Source organism: Devosia litorisediminis (genome assembly GCF_018334155.1).
Taxonomy (GTDB): domain Bacteria; phylum Pseudomonadota; class Alphaproteobacteria; order Rhizobiales; family Devosiaceae; genus Devosia; species Devosia litorisediminis.
The window spans coordinates 1,972,824-1,990,340 of sequence record NZ_JAGXTP010000001.1; the positions used below are offsets into that span (position 1 = coordinate 1,972,824).

General features: G+C 60.5%; 18 protein-coding genes. 7 read left to right on the plus strand and 11 right to left on the minus strand.

Going from position 1 to position 17,517, the window contains the following annotated elements; genetic code table 11:
• The first annotated feature begins 25 nt into the window (after positions 1-25).
• Entirely contained in the window at positions 26-832 is an 807-nt protein-coding gene (locus KD146_RS09460; RefSeq protein ID WP_212658428.1) for a DUF4344 domain-containing metallopeptidase, read from the plus strand.
• Positions 833-856: 24 nt separating this feature from the next.
• Here KD146_RS09460 and KD146_RS09465 read toward each other — a convergent pair whose 3' ends face one another.
• Genes KD146_RS09465 through KD146_RS09475 form a run of 3 tightly spaced genes read right to left on the minus strand, consistent with a single transcriptional unit; the run spans position 857 to position 3,408 of the window.
• Positions 857-1,474: a DUF6198 family protein gene (locus KD146_RS09465; RefSeq protein WP_212658429.1), complete on the minus strand. Its 618-nt coding sequence runs from the start codon at positions 1,472-1,474 to the stop codon at positions 857-859.
• Positions 1,471-1,917 (minus strand): DNA polymerase III subunit chi, encoded by a 447-nt coding sequence (locus KD146_RS09470; RefSeq protein ID WP_212658430.1) that lies wholly within the window; start codon positions 1,915-1,917, stop codon positions 1,471-1,473. The genes KD146_RS09465 and KD146_RS09470 overlap by 4 nt, the downstream gene beginning before the upstream one ends.
• Positions 1,918-1,926: 9 nt before the next feature.
• Complete coding sequence (locus KD146_RS09475) at positions 1,927-3,408, minus strand: leucyl aminopeptidase (protein WP_212658431.1); 1,482 nt, start codon at positions 3,406-3,408, stop codon at positions 1,927-1,929.
• Between the two features lie 210 nt (positions 3,409-3,618).
• On the opposite strand from KD146_RS09475, the gene KD146_RS09480 reads away from it, so the two are divergent.
• From KD146_RS09480 to rsmA, 6 genes are all read left to right on the plus strand, one after another.
• Positions 3,619-4,689, plus strand: a complete 1,071-nt coding sequence (locus tag KD146_RS09480; RefSeq protein WP_212658432.1) for an LptF/LptG family permease — start codon at positions 3,619-3,621, stop codon at positions 4,687-4,689.
• Positions 4,686-5,756, plus strand: a complete 1,071-nt coding sequence (locus KD146_RS09485; protein WP_212658433.1) for an LptF/LptG family permease — start codon at positions 4,686-4,688, stop codon at positions 5,754-5,756. Before KD146_RS09480 ends, KD146_RS09485 begins: the two co-directional genes overlap by 4 nt.
• 23 nt (positions 5,757-5,779) lie before the next feature.
• Positions 5,780-8,044 (plus strand): LPS-assembly protein LptD, encoded by a 2,265-nt coding sequence (locus tag KD146_RS09490; RefSeq protein ID WP_212658434.1) that lies wholly within the window; start codon positions 5,780-5,782, stop codon positions 8,042-8,044.
• A 97-nt stretch (positions 8,045-8,141) separates the two neighbouring features.
• Positions 8,142-9,041 (plus strand): peptidylprolyl isomerase, encoded by a 900-nt coding sequence (locus tag KD146_RS09495; RefSeq protein ID WP_212658435.1) that lies wholly within the window; start codon positions 8,142-8,144, stop codon positions 9,039-9,041.
• A gap of 51 nt (positions 9,042-9,092) precedes the next feature.
• The gene (gene pdxA / locus KD146_RS09500) at positions 9,093-10,091 is read left to right on the plus strand and encodes a 4-hydroxythreonine-4-phosphate dehydrogenase PdxA (protein WP_212658436.1); all 999 of its coding nucleotides are present in this window, start codon (positions 9,093-9,095) and stop codon (positions 10,089-10,091) included.
• Entirely contained in the window at positions 10,088-10,948 is an 861-nt protein-coding gene (gene rsmA, locus KD146_RS09505) for a 16S rRNA (adenine(1518)-N(6)/adenine(1519)-N(6))-dimethyltransferase RsmA (protein ID WP_212658437.1), read from the plus strand. Before pdxA ends, rsmA begins: the two co-directional genes overlap by 4 nt.
• 20 nt (positions 10,949-10,968) lie before the next feature.
• Here the strand turns inward: rsmA and gmk are convergent, their stop codons facing one another.
• From gmk to fabD, 8 genes are all read right to left on the minus strand, one after another.
• Positions 10,969-11,607, minus strand: coding sequence for a guanylate kinase (gene gmk, locus KD146_RS09510; protein WP_249327630.1), 639 nt, complete (start codon positions 11,605-11,607; stop codon positions 10,969-10,971).
• 10 nt (positions 11,608-11,617) lie between these two features.
• Entirely contained in the window at positions 11,618-12,487 is an 870-nt protein-coding gene (locus KD146_RS09515) for a YicC/YloC family endoribonuclease (RefSeq protein WP_212658438.1), read from the minus strand.
• A 17-nt stretch (positions 12,488-12,504) separates the two neighbouring features.
• Positions 12,505-13,605, minus strand: a complete 1,101-nt coding sequence (gene mltG / locus KD146_RS09520; RefSeq protein ID WP_212658439.1) for an endolytic transglycosylase MltG — start codon at positions 13,603-13,605, stop codon at positions 12,505-12,507.
• Positions 13,598-13,747, minus strand: coding sequence for a hypothetical protein (locus tag KD146_RS09525; RefSeq protein WP_212658440.1), 150 nt, complete (start codon positions 13,745-13,747; stop codon positions 13,598-13,600). Before KD146_RS09525 ends, mltG begins: the two co-directional genes overlap by 8 nt.
• A gap of 24 nt (positions 13,748-13,771) precedes the next feature.
• Positions 13,772-15,040, minus strand: a complete 1,269-nt coding sequence (gene fabF, locus KD146_RS09530) for a beta-ketoacyl-ACP synthase II (RefSeq protein WP_212658441.1) — start codon at positions 15,038-15,040, stop codon at positions 13,772-13,774.
• A gap of 22 nt (positions 15,041-15,062) precedes the next feature.
• Positions 15,063-15,299, minus strand: a complete 237-nt coding sequence (locus tag KD146_RS09535) for an acyl carrier protein (RefSeq protein WP_046138081.1) — start codon at positions 15,297-15,299, stop codon at positions 15,063-15,065.
• A 216-nt stretch (positions 15,300-15,515) separates the two neighbouring features.
• Complete coding sequence (gene fabG / locus KD146_RS09540; protein ID WP_212658442.1) at positions 15,516-16,253, minus strand: 3-oxoacyl-[acyl-carrier-protein] reductase; 738 nt, start codon at positions 16,251-16,253, stop codon at positions 15,516-15,518.
• 52 nt (positions 16,254-16,305) lie between these two features.
• Positions 16,306-17,256 carry an ACP S-malonyltransferase gene (gene fabD, locus KD146_RS09545; RefSeq protein WP_212658443.1) on the minus strand — a complete coding sequence of 317 codons (951 nt, stop codon included), beginning with the start codon at positions 17,254-17,256 and terminating at the stop codon, positions 16,306-16,308.
• Positions 17,257-17,517: the final 261 nt, after the last annotated feature.

Here is a 17,517-nt window from a genome sequence, read left to right on the forward strand (position 1 = left end):
GGCGCTGCTACCGGGGGACACCGACATGAAGATACTGACTGCTGCCACACTGTTGCTGGCTGCTGGCCTGAGCCTGCCTGTTCACGCCCAGGAGGTAAGCGAGGACGACGCGGCGTGGGCGATGGACTTCGCCATGCACGACGCCGTTTTCACCATGTATCACGAGATCGGCCACATGCTGGTGGGCGAACTGGGCCTGCCCGTGCTGGGCAAGGAAGAGGACGCCGCTGACTCACTGGCAACAATTCTGCTGCTGACCGATGAAGAAGATGATGATGCCTATGAGGCGCTGATCGACAGCGCCGATGGCTGGTATTTCAACGCGGTGAACTCCACCGGCTCGGGCGTGGACGACTTCTCCTATTATGACGAGCACAGTCTCGACATTCAGCGGGCCTACGCCATGGTTTGCATGATGGTAGGCAAGGATCCAGACGCCTTCGCAGAGACAGCGGACGAATATGGCCTCGAAGCAGAGCAGCAGGAAAATTGCGCCTATACGTTCGACCAAGCCATCACATCCTGGGCGGTGGTGCTCGAGCAGCACGAAGTGACGGACGCCCGCGGCGCCGAAATCTCGGTTGTCTATGAGGAGGCTGGCGATTTCACCGAATTTGCCAACGAGTTGGAAGCGCGGCAGGTGCTGGAGCGGGCGGCCGATCTTATCATGGCCGGCTATGTGCTACCGGGCCCGGTGACCTTCCGCGCAACGCAATGCGGTCAGGCCAATGCCTTTTACAGCCCCGGCGATAGCGAAGTGATCTATTGCTATGAACTGGCCGAGGAAATGTTCCGGCTCTACATCAACGACATTCTGCCTGCCTATCAATAGGGTAAAGTCCCCTGCCCGGCCCGGTCAGCTGAAGCCGACATAGCGGCCGGGCTTGTGATTGAAGCCAATGATCAGATTGAGCATCAGCGCGCCCAGGATCGAGTAGACAACCCGGTCCAGCGGCAGCACGAAAAAAGCGGCTACCAGAATGATCGCATCAACGCCAAGCTGGAAGTAGCCCGCACGAATGTTGAAGTTTTCCTGCAGGTAAAGCGCCAGGATATTGATGCCGCCGACGCTGGCCTTGTGGCGGAACAGCGAGAGAATGCCCAATCCCATCATGCCACCGCCCACCAGGCTGGCGAAAAGCGGGTGGACCGATGCGATATCGAGCCACTCGGGAATGTGCGCGCTGAAATAGGACACCAGCCCGACGCAGACGAAGGTCTTGATGGCAAAGGGCCAGCCCATGCGCAGCACGGCCAGAATGTAGAATGGCAGGTTGATGGCAAAAAACAGCCAGCCAAATGGAATGCCGGTGCCGTATTGCAGCAGCAGGGCGAGACCCGCCGTACTGCCTGTTGTCAGGGTGACCTGCGCGTACAATACGATGCCGAGGGAGACCAGCATGGTGCCGATCAGCATGGCAAAAATGTCTTCGTGCAGTTTGTGACGGCTTGGCGTCGAGAGATCCGGTGTCATGCTTTTTTGATCCAGCGGCCGTCAGATTCCTGCTGCCAATAGGTGAGTTGAGACGTTCCCTTGAGTGCGCGCCAGGCCAGTCGGGCCTCGGCGACAGCATCCGGGTCGTGGCCCGAGAACATATAGACAATGCGCTCATAGCCCTCGGCTGATTGCGGCACGGCCCGATCCACAAAGAAGCGGCAGACCGCTCCATTGGGATTGTCGGTCTCGGTAGTGATCAGAATGGGCTGGTGGCTATCGGTCTCGGCGCCCGCCAGGCCATGGGCAAGAAAACTATCGTCGCGGTAGGTCCACAAATGGGCATCAAGCGCTTCGGCCCGTTCGCTGGAGCCGACCTCGACAATGGAGCGCCAGCCCCGCTCGATAGTCTTTTCCAGCAATTGAGGAAGGACCGCCTCGAGCGGGCGCGGTTCGAGATGATAAAAGAGCACGTCAGCCATTGCTGTACCCTAGCCCTGGTAGTGGTCCCGCACCAGCCGATCGAGCAGTGCAACGCCAAAGCCGGGCGCCCACGAGGAGTTGACCTCGGTGGCGGTGACGCCAAAGGCGGTGCCGGCAATGTCGAGATGAGCCCAGGGCACATCGTTGACGAAACGCTGTAGGAACTGCGCCGCAGTGATGGAGCCAGCGGGCCGACCGACCGAATTGCGGATATCGGCAAACTTGGATTCGACCATCTTGTCATAGACGGGGGTCAGCGGCATGCGCCACAGCTTCTCATTGGCGGCAAGGCCCGCACCGAGCAGCTTGTTGGCCAAATCATCATTGTTGGAGAACAGGCCGGCATGTTCATGGCCCAGGGCCACAATGATGGCGCCTGTCAGTGTGGCCAGATTGATCATGAATTTGGGCTTGAAACGGTCCTGAGTGTACCAGAGCGCATCGGCCAGAACGAGGCGCCCCTCGGCATCGGTGTTGATGACCTCAATCGTGGTGCCGCTCATTGCGGTGACAATGTCACCGGGCCGGACGGCATTGCCAGACGGCATGTTCTCAACCAGGCCAATCACGCCGACGACGTTGACCGGTGCCTTGCGGGTTGCCAGCGCACACATCAGGCCGGTGACCGCAGCGGCGCCGCCCATGTCGCCCTTCATGTCTTCCATGGAGCCAGCTGGCTTGATGGAAATGCCGCCGGTGTCAAATACGACGCCCTTGCCGACAAAGGCGAGCGGCGCCTCATCGGCCTTGCCGCCCTTCCAGTGCATGACCACCAGACGGGCGGGACGTTCGGAGCCCTTGGCCACGCACAGCAGCGACCCCATGCCCAGCTTTTCGAGGGCTTCTGGTTCAAGAATTTCGACCTCGAGGCCGAGTTGTGCAAGTTCAGCTGCGCGGGCCGCAAACTCTACCGGTCCGAGCACGTTGGCCGGTTCGTTTACCAGATCGCGCGCCAGCAGCGTGCCGTCGACGGTGGCATTGCGATCGGTAATGGCCTGATCAGCAGCACCGGGGTCAGCAACGTGCAGTGTAATGGTCAGGCTGGCCGGGGCGTCATCAGCGCGGGAGGACTTGTACTTGTCGAACCGATAATTGCGCAGCCGCAGGCCGGCGGCCAGCTCAGCGATCGCAGCCGGCGTGGCTTGTGCCTCATCAATCACCACGGCAATTGTGTCGACCTTGGTCGCAGCGATCTTGGCCATGAGCGAGCCACCACGATCGGTCCAGCCATTGAGCGGGGCATCACCCTCGGCCTTGCCAGAGCCCAGAACGAGCAGACGCGAGCCGGCCTGCCCGATAATATCGAGTGCCTGACCCTGGCGACCGGTAAATGCCCCGGCTTTCGCCGATTGGGCCCAGTCCAGGCCCGTTGCCGACCAGTTAGCGGCGGCAGCACCGGATGGGGCCTGCCCTTCGGCGGCGTAAATAACAGTGAGGGCGGCGGCGGTGGCAGAATGGGCAGCTGTACGGATATCAAGGGACTGGGACATGAAAAGCCTTGGTGGGCGAAGCGGCGCAAAGCGCGCGAAGGAATGATTGGCTTACATTGAGATGTTTGGGCGGCGCGTCAATCCCGCAACAGGGCTACGGACAAATCGGCGCGGGGTGTCTTGGGCGCTTGTCTGCCTGGGCGAACTGCACCAAGGTCCGCGCATTGATCGAGACACAATTGCGGCATCTGGAGGCGCTACTCAGATAGCATGAAGCGACTAACCGCTTATCTTGCGCGCCTGTTCGTCACCGATGCGGTGATCCTGTTCGGGGTGTTGTGTTTCCTGCTCTGGCTGGTCAACTGCCTGCGCTCTTTCGACGTTGTCTCGGTCAAGGGCCAAGGCGTGATGACGCTCGCCCTGCAAGGTTTGCTGACGCTGCCGCCGCTGACCATTTCGTTCTTCTACGTCTGTATCGGCATTGGTCTGGTTCGGGCCCTGCAGGCGCTGCAGGGGAATCGCGAACTGCATATCATTCACACCAGTGGCGGGCTGGGTTCGCTGTGGAAGGCCACAGCCATCGTGGCCGGGGCCGGTGTTGCGGGCGTGCTGCTGCTGTCCAATTTCATCGAGCCTGAAGCCAATCGCCGGTTGAACGTGCTGAGCGCCAATGTGGCGGCCGATCTTGTCAGCTCAACGCTTAAGCCCAAACGCTTTACCCAGGTGACACCTGGCGTGGTGATGCTGATCGGCGGACGGGGCGGCGACGGCGAGATCCAGGAGTTCTTTGCCGATGATCGCCGCGATCCAAAAACGCGGCGCACCTATATCGCCAAGTCGGCGCGGGTTTCGACCGACGGTACAAACTACGTGCTCGAGCTGCGCGATGGCGCATTGCAGAACAGCGAGCCGAACGGGCGTTTCACCGAGATTACCTTTGCGCGTTATGACGTCAATGTTGATCAGTTCTCGCAGCCCGTCGGACAACCCAACATGCTGTATCAAACCGACAGCCTGACATTGGTCCGAGACGCGCTGGCAAGTGGGCAATGGTCGCCCGAAGTGCTGACGGCCCTGGGCAATCGCGGCGCCGAAGGCCTGCGCGTGATCGGCATTTGCCTGCTGGTGCTCGCATTGGCTGGCTTTCCCAGCGGTCGACGGGCGCGGTTCAACGTCCCACTTGAAGCGGTTGTGCTGCTGATTGCGTTTGGTGAGCGCGGGTTTAGCGCCTACAGCCCCCTGGGGCCCTCGACGGGCGCACTCGCCATGATCATTGCAGGTGGCGGAACGGTGCTGATCATGACGCGCCCCCGCAAGACCCTGCCGGGGATCGCAATATGACCCGGATTGACTGGATTGTGCTGAACCGTCTGGGCAGCCGCATTGGGGTCACGGTGCTGATTTTCTACGGCATCATCACGCTGGCGGAATCGCTGGACACCTGGCGCTTCAACTTCGTCGCCGACAATTATGGGTTGCCTATGGCCGCATTGATGGTGGCAATGAGCGCGGTGCGCTGGACCATCAAGACGCTGCCGGTGACCGTGCTGATGGGCGCGATTCTGGGCTTTCTCGACCTCAAGGCGCGTCACGAGCTGACCGTGATCCAGTCGAGCGGGATTTCAATGTGGCGGGCGGTTCGCGCGCCAACCATCGCGCTTGGGCTGGCAAGCCTGCTGATCGCGCTGGGCGGGGAAACGGCGAGCACGATGATCAATCGTGGTCTGTACCCCTCCCCACCCGGTCAGGCGACGCTGCAGACGCCGGCGGGTGAAATCTGGCTGGAACAGCGCAGCGGCGATTTCCACTATCTGATGATGGCGACAGGTATGCAGCCGGGCGGTACGCTGCTGGGCAATGTCACGATCTTTCGTCTCAACGGCGGCGACGATGATCGGATTGAAGGCGCTGAAGCCTTGCTGGAAGACGGCGAGTGGGTTTTGCCCAGAGCCACTATCCGCAACGCGTTGCAGCCAGCGCGATACGTGCGCGACTACCGTTTGCCCACGACCTCCTCACCGGCAGAGATCAGCCTGAAACTGTCCTCAACTGAAGACATGACATTTTTCGAGCTCGCCGACCTGCTGCAAAAGGGTGTCTCTGACCCCGCGATCAGATCTGCCGCCACCATGCGGCTAATCAAATTACTCGCCCTGCCGCTGGTTCTGACGGGCTCACTGTTCATTGCGTTTGCGTTTACCGCGGGTTATCGAAGGTCATCTAATTATGGTCCTGCGGTCCTTTACGGGATCGTGCTGGGTTTCGTTGTGTTCGTGATTACCGAGATGGCCGACCGCGCTGGGTCGACCGGCGTTCTCGATCCTACGTTTGCGGCAGTCGGACCAGCATTTGTAGCCATTGTCATTGGCGTGACTGTGTTGCTGCACAAGGAAGACGGGCGCGCGTGAGACAAGTGGGTTGGAGCGATTTCATGACGTCGGCGCTCCGCCTGGCCAGTGCCAGTGCGGTGGCGGCCCTCATGGCTGCGACCGGCGTGCCGGCGCAAGAGTTGATTCCCACCGATTTCTTCAACGCCCCCATCGATCCGAGTTCGCCGTCAGCAATTGAAGCCAACACACTGACCTTTGATCAGGCATCCAACGTGATCCTGGCGAGTGGCGATGTGGTTCTCAAACGGGGCGGCTACACGCTGACCGGGCAGAACCTGACCTATCACCGCGGCAATAATGACGTGTATTTCACCGGTGCGGTGACTATTCGCGATCCATCGGGCAATCTGACCGAAACCAACGATCTGCAGATCACCGGCGGGATGAAGCAGGCATTTCTCGATGCCATGACCATCACCACCTATGATGGCGCGCGCATTACTGCAGACAGTGCGGACTATGACGCTGCGCTGGAAACCCTGCTGGTAAACGCGACCTACGCGCCGTGCGGGGAATGCATTGACGACAAGGGACGCCGGATTGGCTGGTCGATGAAGGCCAAGCGGATCATCTCCAATGCGGATGGTTCACTGTATATGGATCAGCCTAGCCTGGCGATCCTGGGCATTCCGGTGGCATGGCTGCCGTTCTTCTGGATGCCTGACACCAGCGAGAACGCGCTGTCGCGGGTGCCCAAGCCGACCTACAGCTATACCGAGAAAACCGGCCATTCGCTGGCATTCACTTCAACGGTCTACTCGACGCGCTGGAGCGACGTCGTGCTGACGCCAACGCTGATGAGCCGCCAAGGCCTGCTGCTGGGTGCGGCCTGGACACAACGCTTTGACGGCGGCTCGTTCACCGTCAAGGGCTCGGGTCTGTACCAGTTGGACCAGAGTGCGTTCACCTTTAGCGAAGCAAAGCGGGACTGGCGCGGGGCGGCGCAGTTCAGCGGCAGCTTCACGCCGATCGACGACTGGACGGTGGGGTTGAGCTACACCGCGTTCACAGACGCGGCCTATTTGCCCGACTATACTAGGACTGACGCCAAGTCGTCGGTCAATGAAATCTATGCGACCAATCTGACGCGCGACACCTACATCAATGCGCGGGTGCAGCACTTCAACCAGTTGGGTGACGTTACCGAAGCCAGTCAGGGACAACAGGGTCAGACGCTGCCGACAGTGCGGTTTGAACATGTCGAGGATCTGGCACCAGGCATGGGGCGGATCAAAATCAGTGGCCGTCTGCTCGGGATACACCGCGATCTTGATGCCGGCACCACCACGAATGGTACGCCCTATGTGTTCGGGTATGCCGGCAACAAGCAGCACGTCAGCCTGCAAGCCGGTTGGCAGAACCAATATGTCGGCGCGGGCGGCTTTGTGTTCACACCCTATCTTGGCGGTCGAGCGGACGCCGCCTATTACGACGGCGGTAACGGCACCGGCCCGGCTGCGACCACCCTATGGAGCGCAACACCAATTGCGGCCATGGATGTACGTTTTCCGATGGTTGCTGGTGACGGGCAGACAGTGCATCTGGTCGAACCAATCGCCCAACTGGTGTATCGCGGCTCGGAAACGACTGCTGTCGGCATCACCAATGATGACGCGCAGAGCTTTGTGTTCGATGACACCAATCTGTTCAGCTTCAATCGTTTCTCTGGCGGAGACCGTCAGGAAACCGGGCTGCGCGCCAATATTGGCGGACGCTATCAGGTCAGCTTCTCCGACGACGCCTATCTGGAGCTGATCGGCGGGCAATCATTTCATCTGGCTGGTGCGAACGCCTTTGCCGCGACCGACCCTGCTCAGACAGCAACTGGTGCCGGGCTGGACACAACTGCCTCCTACGCCGTTCTGGGAGCCTATGGGGCATTTGAACCGGGCATCAAGATCGGCGGAAAGCTGCAGATCGATACGTTCGCTCCCCGCATTACGCGTGGTGGATTTGGTGCCAGCTTCTCGCAGGACGGATATACGGCCTCGGCGGACTACAACTATCTGGCCGCCAACACCGCCGCCGGTGTGATCAGCGACCAGCACGAGATTGGCATAGGCGTGGGCGTACCAGTGGCCGATTACTGGACCATTAGAGCCGCGAGCTATTGGGATCTGCAGGCAGGCAAATGGTACAATGTCAGCGGTGGGGTCCAGTATGATGACGGCTATCTGCTGATGTCGCTGGACGGCACCAAGACCAATGGCACGGTGGATGACACCACCATCACCGCAACATTTGCCATCAAGGCACCTGCGGGCCTCAATTTTGGATATAGCCGCGTGTTCCAGGCCGGGCAGTAAGCATCACCGGATTTTGGCCGTATTGTGCGGGCAATTGACAGCGCGGGTTTCCCGCCGCATGGAGAGCGGGAAGATGAATGCGAGGCAGGAGACAATGATGGCAAATGGTTTGTGGGGACGCACAGTCAGCGCCCTGATCGTCGGAGTCCTGCTGAGTGTTGCGGCGGCCATGCCAACGCTGGCGCAGAGCGCCCGTGTGACCGTGAATGGCACCCCTATCACCGATGTGCAGATTTCCCAGCGCGTTAAGCTATTCGCGCTTGAAGGTAATCGTGGCGGCAGCAAGGGCGCGACCGAGCAGTTGATCAATGAAGCTATCCAGCTGGCCGAGGCCAAGCGTCTGGGTATTTCGGTGTCCAATGCACAGGTCGACGATGCCTTCCTGCAGATTGCCCGCAATCTCAAGATGAGCAGCGACAAGCTGCGCCAGATGCTGCAGCAGGGCGGCATCAACATGGATACACTCAAGGACCGGCTGCGGGCCGCTATCGCCTGGAACGCCGTGACCGAGCAGGCGATCATGCCACAGGTTCAGATTTCCGATCTGGAACTGGATCAGCAGGCCGCCAACCAGATCCAGGCCTATCAGGGCTTCGACTATATTCTCAAAGAAGTGATCTTCGTCGGACAGGGTTCGAGCGCCCGGACCGGCCAGGCCAATTCCTATCGCCGCAGCTTTGCCGGCTGTGACAGCGCGGTCGATCTATCGTTGAAATTCACCGATGCGGCCGTGATCGATGTCGGTCGCCGCCACGCTACCCAGATGCCCGAGGCTATCGCCAAGGAACTGGCCGGGCTCAATGTGGGCGGCATCACCAAGCCGCGCGTAGTTGAGAGCGGCGTTTCAATGCTGGCAGTGTGCGAAAAGGCACAGGCCGAAGACCTGACCTTCATCAAGAGCGATCTGCGTGCCGAGGCCGGCAATGATGCACTGGCTGGGGAAACCGAAAAATATCTGGCTGAACTGCGCAAGCGCGCCAAGATCATCTACAACTAATCGGATGGCCCGCGCTGCGGGCTATCCACGAATTCGCCGATGGGGGCCGAGATGCACAAGCCGCTGGCCATCAGCATGGGCGAGCCCGCAGGCGTTGGTCCCGACATTGCACTGCAGCTATACGCCCATCGGGCCGAGCTGAATCTGGCGCCCTTCTGCCTGTTTGGAAATACCGATTTCCTGATGGCGCGGGCAGCACGGCTGGGGCTGGAGATCGCCTTCGCTCCCGTGGGGCCGGAAGGCGCAATGGACGTGTTTGCAGACGCGCTGCCCGTCGCGCCTATCGAGGGCGATGTGCCCGACCACCCCGGCCAGACCACACCACTATCGGGCCATGCGGTGATCGCTGCGATTGAAGATGCTGTCGCATCCACCCTCAGCGGCGCCTGTCGCGGGCTGGTAACGGCACCAATACACAAGGGCGCGCTGTATCAGGCAGGTTTCAAGCACCCCGGCCATACCGAATTTCTCGCAGCACTTTGCGCGGGCGGGGGCACCCCGAGACTGCCTGTGATGATGCTAGCTCATGGTGGGTTGCGGGCGGTACCCGTAACCATCCATGTGCCGATCCGCGATGTCCCCGGACTGCTGAGCAAGCAGTTGATCGTCGACACCGTTCGCGTGGTCGCCCACGATCTTCGGCAACGCTTCGGCATTGCCCATCCGCAGATTGCCGTGGCCGGCCTCAATCCGCATGCGGGAGAAGGGGGCAGTATCGGTCGCGAAGACCTCGAGATCGTTGGACCTGCCGTGGCACAATTGCAGTTTGAGGGGATCGCCGTTACCGGCCCCCTGCCCGCTGACACGCTATTTTATCCGGCCCACTGGACACAGTATGATGCCGTGGTCGCCATGTATCACGATCAGGCACTGATCCCGATCAAGACGGTGGCTTTCGAGGACGCCGTCAATGTCACGCTGGGCCTGCCCATCGTGCGTACTTCGCCCGACCATGGTACAGCCTTTGATCTGGCCGGTACCGGTCAGGCATCTCCCAAGAGTTTTCTGGCCGCCATCGCGATGGCGGACGCAATGACGGCGGACCAATGAGCCAAATCGATAACCTGCCGCCCCTGCGCGACGTCATCGCCGAGCATGGTCTACGGGCAAAAAAGGAACTGGGTCAGAATTTTCTGCTCGATCTGAACCTGACAGCCCGCATAGCGCGGGTTGGGGGCTCACTTGAGGGCGTTCGCGTGATTGAAGTGGGTCCGGGGCCCGGCGGGCTGACACGGGCGCTGCTGGCCGAAGGCGCGCGCGAGGTGATTGCCATTGAACGCGATGCGCGCGCACTGCCAGCGCTGCAACAGATCTCGGATGCCTATCCAGGACGGCTGACGGTGATCAGCGGCGACGCCATGGAGATCGATTATAGCAGTCTGGCGGATGGGCCGACACGGATCATTGCCAATCTGCCCTACAACATTGCTACCCCATTGCTGACCGGCTGGCTGACGCTGAACCCCTGGCCATCGTTTTTCGACAGCCTGACACTGATGTTTCAGCGTGAAGTGGCGCAGCGTATCTGCGCACAGCCCAGTGATGACGCCTATGGGCGGCTGGGCGTACTGGCGGGATGGCGCAGCGAGGCGCGCATGGCGTTCAACGTTAGCCGAGAGGCCTTCGTGCCCGCGCCAAAAGTGACGTCTACCGTGGTGCATCTGGTGCCAAAGCCGGTCGAACAAGATCTTGTGGTCAAGCACGTCGAACAGATCACCAAGGCTGCCTTTGGCCAGCGGCGCAAGATGGTTCGGCAGAGCCTGAAAGCGACCGGTGTTCCAGTCGATGGCCTGCTCGCGGCGGCCGGGATCAACGGCAATGAGCGGGCCGAAGATCTTCCCATTTCGGTGTTTCTGGCCATGGCGCGGGCATTGCCCGAATTGCGCAAGGCCCAGAGCGAAAGCTGATCGATCGATTCAAGACGTTGTCAGATTGAATCGATCTGACTCTGCAAGTCTCTGACGAAGCTGGGCAAATTCAGCTGACGCTGGCGCTGTAGGCGGGCGGAGGCCAGGATCGTGCGGACCTGCTGGGTCGAGTTTTCCAGGTCCTGATTAACGATTACGTAGTCGTACTCTTCGAAATGATCCATTTCGACACGCGCATTGCGCAGACGTGTTTCGATGGTGCCCACGCTGTCCTGAGCGCGCCGCTCAAGCCGTGCGCGCAGCTCCTTGATCGAGGGCGGCAGGATGAAGACGGTGACCATGTCCTTGCGGGCGCTGCGGTAGAGCTGCAGCGTGCCCTGATAGTCGACATCGAACAGGATGTCGTTGCCCGCAGCGAGTTGCTCTTCGACGTGGGCGCGTGGCGTGCCGTAGAAATTGCCATGCACTTCGGCAGATTCGAGCAATTCGCCGTCGGCCTGCATGCGCTTGAACTTGTCCACATCCATGAAGTGGTAGTGCTTGCCATCAACCTCATCGGTCCGCCGCGCCCGTGTGGTGGCGGACACCGACAGGCGGATATTGGGATCGGCACCGAAAAGGGCCCGAGAAATCGACGACTTGCCGGCGCCCGAAGGCGACGCAATCACCAGCATGACGCCCCGACGCTGGAATTCCATCTGGCTTTTCCTATTCGATGTTCTGCACTTGCTCGCGTAATTGATCGATCGACGCCTTGAGGTCAAGGCCGATGGCGGTCAGTTCCACGGCGTTGGATTTGGAGCACAGAGTATTGGCCTCGCGATTGAATTCCTGTGCCAGAAAGTCGAGCCTGCGCCCGACGGCGCCCCCGCCGGCAATCAACTGATGCGCACTGGTCAGATGCGCAGTCAGGCGATCGAGCTCTTCGCGAATGTCAGCCTTGGTCGCCAGCAGCAGGGCTTCCTGCGCCAGACGCTCTTCGGGAATCGAGATATCATCGGCCAGATCGGCGACCTGCTGGCGCAACCGCGCCAATATGGCCTCGCGGGTACGGGCAGGATGGGCTTCGGCCTGGGCAATCTGATCTTCGATCTCCTGCAGGCGCTCGAGCAAGACTGCCGCAATGCGGCCGCCCTCCTGACGTCGGGCCAGCACCAGATCGACAAGCGCCTGAGAGACGCCTTCGATAATCGCTGTGCTCAGTGCTGTTTCTGCTGCAGCGGTCATCGGCTTGTCGCGCTGCTCAAGCACTCCCTTGAGACCGAGAATGCCATCGAGGGTCGGCGGCGAGGCAGCAATCTTGCCGGTCATTTCGCTCATGACCGCCAGCACGGTGGCCAGCGCCTGCTCGTTGACCAGCACGTGCCCGCCTGCCCCATCGCGTTCAATAGAGAGATTGCAGGTAATGGAGCCGCGCGAAATCATCTTGCCGATCAGTTGGCGGATTTCACTCTCCAATGCATCGAAACCGGGCGCTAGGCGCAGCCTTACGTCGAGCCCACGGGAGTTGACCGACTTGATTTCGCAGGTGAAAGCGGCACCCGAGACTGCGCCAGTGGCGCGGGCGTATCCGGTCATGCTCGCCAGAGACTGGCTCACTGAGCGGCCGGGGCGTCAGCAGCCTGACCAGCCTCAGCGTCTTCGAGAGCCTTGCGGGCAGCCTCTGCCTCATCGGCAATCTTGCGATATTGCGCAACGTTCTTGCGATGCTCAGCATAGGTCTCGGCGAAAACGTGTCCCTCGCTGGGCAAAGCGCCCTTGGCCACGAAGTAGAGATAGTCGTGGCTATCGGGATTGGCGACCGCGCGCAGCGCTTCAATGCCCGGATTGGCAATAGGTGTGGGGGGCAGACCGTCGATTTGATAGGTGTTGTAATCGGTCTTGGCTTCGATCTCGGAGCGGCGTAGGCCGCGGCCCAGCGTCGCCTGACCCTTGGTAATGCCATAGATGATGGTCGGGTCTGACTGCAGGCGCATACCGTCGCGCAGGCGATTGACGAAAACGGCCGCGACCTGTGGACGTTCCGAGGCCACACCGGTCTCGCGTTCGACAATCGACGCGAGTATCAGCAGTTCTTCGGGTGTCTCAATTGGCAGGTCGACCTGGCGGTCAGCCCAGACCTCGGCCAGTGCGTCAGTCATGGCAGTCTGCATCTTATCCAGCACGGACTGGCGGGTATCGCCGGGGACGTAATCGTAGCTGGCGGGCAGCACGGAGCCTTCTGCAGGTATGGTGGTGATTTCGCCAATCAGATTCTCATTGGCATTGATGCGCTGCACGACCTCCCAGGAGGTCCAGCCCTCAGGAATGGTCACCGCATAGCGAATCGGGTCGCCTTCGGTGATTTCCCTGAGGATGTCGGCCATGCTGGCACCGGCGGGGATGCGAAAATCACCCTGCTGGATGATGGAAACCCGCTCCAGTGTGCGCCCACCAGCCTGAAAGATGTAGCGGTTGGAGATGAGCCCCTGCTCTTCAAGTCGGGTGGAAATCGAGCTCAGGCCGGAGCCGGCCTCAACGCGGAAGGTGGCTTCTTCCGTCAGCGGACCATCGCCATAGAACTGCGACGCGCCATAAAGAACCGCCCCACCAGCCACAAGCAGGCCGATAACCAGCAGGGTCAGCAGACCGTTGAGGATATCAACGAAACCGTTGCGCGAACGGCGGCGCTGGCGCCGAACTTTGCGATCATTCATTTTGCGGCTCAATCTTGGTGCCCGGTCGCTTCACATAGCGCCGAATCTTGTCGGTAAAACAGCAGCCGGTCGTGACGACGGCTGCGGCATTGTTCGCAAGCCAGAGCGCAAAGACAAGAGGCACGCTGCGCCACAGCGCCAAGTGCCTCCGACAGCCGTGGAAAAGTCAGTGGACCTTGCGCATGACCAGCGTTGCGTTGGTCCCGCCGAAGCCGAAGCTGTTGGAAAGCGCCACGTTGATCTCTTTCTTGAATGCCTTTTTGGGCACAAGATTGATCACGGTATCAACCGATGGATTGTCGAGATTCAGCGTAGGCGGCGCGATATTATCGCGCATGGCAAGCAGCGAGAAAATAGCCTCGGCCGAACCGGCAGCGCCCAGCAGGTGGCCAATAGCCGATTTTGTCGAGCTCATGGCCACGTTCTGAGCGGCATCGCCCAGCATGCGAGTGACCGAACCCAGTTCGATTTCGTCGCCCAGTGGGGTCGAGGTACCATGCGCGTTGATGTAGTCAATCTCGGACGGTGCAATGCCTGCACGCTTGATGGCGGCCTGCATGCAGCGGAAGCCGCCATCACCATCTTCGGATGGTGCGGTAATGTGATAGGCATCGCCGGAGAGGCCATAGCCGATAATTTCGCCATAAATCTTGGCGCCACGGGCCTTGGCCCGCTCGTAATCTTCCAGCACCACGATGCCGGCGCCCTCACCCATGACAAAACCGTCGCGGTCCTTGTCATAGGGGCGTGAAGCCGCTTCGGGGTTGTCGTTAAAGCCGGTGGACAGGGCACGGCAGGCGGCGAAGCCGGCCAGAGCCAGGCGATTGACGCAGCTTTCAGCACCACCTGCGACCATGACGTCAGCGTCACCCAGGGCGATCAGACGGGCGGCGTCACCAATGGCATGGGCGCCCGTGGAGCAAGCCGTTACAACTGAATGATTGGGACCCTTGAGCCCGAACCGGATCGACACATGGCCTGAAGCCAGGTTGATCAAGCGACCGGGGATAAAGAAGGGGCTGATACGACGCGGACCCTTTTCGTGCAGGGTAACCGAAGCGTCGTAGATGCCGCCGACACCGCCAATGCCCGAACCGATCAGAACGCCTGTGCGTTCCTGATCTTCCTGGGTCTTGGGTTCGACGCCGGCATCCTGAATAGCCTGGGTCGCCGCCGCCATCGCATAAACGATGAAAGGGTCAACCTTGCGCTGCTCTTTGACGTCCATCCACTCATCTGGATTGTACTTGCCGTCGGCGTAGTCGCCGAGCGGCAAGCGATGAGCAATCTGACAGGCGATATCGTCAACCTGGAAGTCGTCGATGCGTTTGGCACCGCTCTTGCCAGCAAGAATATTGGCCCAAGTGGCCTCAACCCCGCAACCGAGTGGCGTAACAAGGCCAAGCCCGGAGACAACAACGCGACGAAGTTCCATGGTCAACTATCTCAATCGGTAATTAGCCGACTGCCTTGGTGAGAAACGAGACGGCGTCGCCAAAGGTCTGAATGCCTTCGGCTGCGTCGTCAGGAATCTCAACCGAGAATTCTTCTTCAAAGGCCATCACCAGCTCGACCTGGTCGAGGGAGTCGGCACCCAGATCGTCGATAAAGCTGGCCTTTTCGACAACCTTCTCGGCATCCACATTGAGGTGTTCCACAACGATCTTGCGGACCCGATCAGCGACATCGCTCATAGTTTGACTTCCCTTTTCGAAATCGAGGTTTCGTTTCGTTTCTTATTGGCGCATTGCCAAATCTTCAAGCGCTCTGTTGGCTAACTCAACGTCAATGTAGGCGCCCATTGGAGCGCCCGCAAGGCGATGGCCAGCAGTGCAATCGGGGCCGATTAGCACACTTGACCGCGGCGCGCCATAAGCCAATGCCCCGGTTTTCAACGGCTTGAACCGTTATCAGACCATCGCCATGCCGCCATTGACGTTAAGCGTATGGCCCGTGACATATGCTGCGGCATCGCTGGCAAGGAAAACTGCGCAACCAGCAACTTCCTGTGCAGTGCCCAACCGGTGGGCAGGAATCGTCGACAGGATCGACTCGCGCTGCTTGTCATTGAGCTCATCGGTCATGGCCGAAGCGATGAAGCCGGGCGCGATCGAATTGACGGTGATGTTGCGCGACGCGACTTCGTGCGCCAGCGCCTTGTTCATGCCAATCAGGCCGGCCTTGGAGGCGGCGTAATTGCCCTGCCCCGGATTACCCATGACGCCCACGACCGAAGAAATGCCGATAATGCGACCAAAACGCTGTTTCATCATTCCGCGCAGGGCGGAGCGATTGAGATGGAAAGCGGCGGTCAGATTGACCGCGATAACTTCGTCCCACTCTTCGTCCTTCATACGCATGAAGAGATTATCGCGGGTCATGCCGGCATTGTTGACCAGAATATCGAGGCCACCCATGGCCTCCTCTGCGGCCGGGACCAGCCTGTCGACCTCATCGAGCCTGGAGAGGTTACAGGGCAGGATGGGGCTGTCCTTACCGATTGCGGCCGCGGTATCTTCAAGGGCACCAACGCGGGTGCCACTGAGTGCAACGACGGCGCCGGCGTCTGCAAGGGCCTTGGCGATCTCGCGACCAATACCGCCACTTGCACCCGTCACAAGCGCGCGTTTACCAGTTAAATCAAACATTTAGTTGTCTCCTGTGGAGAAAGTGATTCAAGCCAACGGGGTTGGAATGCGATCAGGCAGAAAGCTCAGCGACGAAGGCGTCGATATCGGCCGGCGTCCCGACCGCGGTAGCGACGGCATCGCCATTAATGCGCTTGGCCAGGCCGGTTAGAACCTTGCCGGTGCCCAGTTCAGCCAGGTGGGTCACCCCGCCCTCGCCGGTCAGCCAGGCGACGCTTTCTGTCCAGCGAACCACGCCCGTGACCTGTTCGACGAGGCGCTGGCGAATTTCGTCAGGATCGGAAATCGGCGTCGCAAGAACGTTGGCGACGAGTGGCACAACCGGTGCATTGACGGTTACCTCTGCAAGCGCTGCGGCCATGGCCTCAGCGGCAGGCTGCATAAGAGAGCAATGGAACGGGGCGCTGACAGGCAAAAGCAGAGCGCGCTTGGCGCCCTTAGCCTTGGCAATTTCCAGTGCCCGTTCGACCGCAGCCGTTGCGCCCGAAATGACAACCTGGCCGGGGGCATTGTCATTTGCCACATCGCAAACCTCGTCACCGGCGGCCTCTGCAGCCACAGCACGGGCCGTTTCCAAATCCAATCCGAGCAACGCAGCCATGGCGCCGTGGCCCACGGGGACTGCTTTCTGCATGGCCTGACCGCGGGTCTTGAGCAGGCGCGCCGCGTCCGACACCGAGAAAGTTCCCGCGGCGCAAAGGGCCGAATATTCACCCAGGGAATGCCCAGCAACGAAGGCGGCGTGATCGGCAAGAGAGATGCCCTTGGCCTCAAGCACGCGCACAACGGCGAGGCTGACCGCCATCAGCGCAGGCTGAGCATTTTCGGTCAGACGCAGCGTGTCGTCAGGCCCCTCGAACATAATCGCCGACAGGTTCTGGCCGAGCGCCTCGTCAACCTCTTCAAACACGGCGCGGGCCTCGGGATAGGCCGCCGCCAGTTCCTTGCCCATGCCGACAGCCTGGCTGCCCTGCCCCGGAAAAGTGAATGCGCGCTTGGTCATGAGAGTCCTCCAGGGGATCAGTTAGACAGGCTAGAGAGGCACTGTCCAGTTGCCGGCGCATTTGCCCCGCGGGTGTGTCGGAGTCAAGGCAACGGCCCCTCTTGACGCCAAGAGCGCATATTCCGCTGTGAACAGCGCTCGTCCGGCGCGCACGCCGGTGTACCAGTGGTGCTGTGCGCCACCCGCATAGCATGTGGGTGTGGGCGCACGACATCATTTACAGACTGACGGTCAGTCTATAAACCGACCGGCAGTCAGTAT

Coding starts and splice junctions, on each gene's coding strand:
- fabF (WP_212658441.1), bottom strand. CDS start 15,040: ATGGAACTTCGTCGCGTTGTTGTCTCCGGGCTTGGCCTTGTTACGCCA.
- mltG (WP_212658439.1), bottom strand. CDS start 13,605: ATGAATGATCGCAAAGTTCGGCGCCAGCGCCGCCGTTCGCGCAACGGT.
- KD146_RS09460 (WP_212658428.1), top strand. CDS start 26: ATGAAGATACTGACTGCTGCCACACTGTTGCTGGCTGCTGGCCTGAGC.
- KD146_RS09470 (WP_212658430.1), bottom strand. CDS start 1,917: ATGGCTGACGTGCTCTTTTATCATCTCGAACCGCGCCCGCTCGAGGCG.
- KD146_RS09495 (WP_212658435.1), top strand. CDS start 8,142: ATGGCAAATGGTTTGTGGGGACGCACAGTCAGCGCCCTGATCGTCGGA.
- gmk (WP_249327630.1), bottom strand. CDS start 11,607: ATGGAATTCCAGCGTCGGGGCGTCATGCTGGTGATTGCGTCGCCTTCG.
- KD146_RS09475 (WP_212658431.1), bottom strand. CDS start 3,408: ATGTCCCAGTCCCTTGATATCCGTACAGCTGCCCATTCTGCCACCGCC.
- fabD (WP_212658443.1), bottom strand. CDS start 17,256: ATGACCAAGCGCGCATTCACTTTTCCGGGGCAGGGCAGCCAGGCTGTC.
- pdxA (WP_212658436.1), top strand. CDS start 9,093: ATGCACAAGCCGCTGGCCATCAGCATGGGCGAGCCCGCAGGCGTTGGT.
- KD146_RS09485 (WP_212658433.1), top strand. CDS start 4,686: ATGACCCGGATTGACTGGATTGTGCTGAACCGTCTGGGCAGCCGCATT.
- KD146_RS09535 (WP_046138081.1), bottom strand. CDS start 15,299: ATGAGCGATGTCGCTGATCGGGTCCGCAAGATCGTTGTGGAACACCTC.
- KD146_RS09490 (WP_212658434.1), top strand. CDS start 5,780: ATGACGTCGGCGCTCCGCCTGGCCAGTGCCAGTGCGGTGGCGGCCCTC.
- KD146_RS09465 (WP_212658429.1), bottom strand. CDS start 1,474: ATGACACCGGATCTCTCGACGCCAAGCCGTCACAAACTGCACGAAGAC.
- KD146_RS09480 (WP_212658432.1), top strand. CDS start 3,619: ATGAAGCGACTAACCGCTTATCTTGCGCGCCTGTTCGTCACCGATGCG.
- KD146_RS09515 (WP_212658438.1), bottom strand. CDS start 12,487: ATGACCGGATACGCCCGCGCCACTGGCGCAGTCTCGGGTGCCGCTTTC.
- rsmA (WP_212658437.1), top strand. CDS start 10,088: ATGAGCCAAATCGATAACCTGCCGCCCCTGCGCGACGTCATCGCCGAG.
- fabG (WP_212658442.1), bottom strand. CDS start 16,253: ATGTTTGATTTAACTGGTAAACGCGCGCTTGTGACGGGTGCAAGTGGC.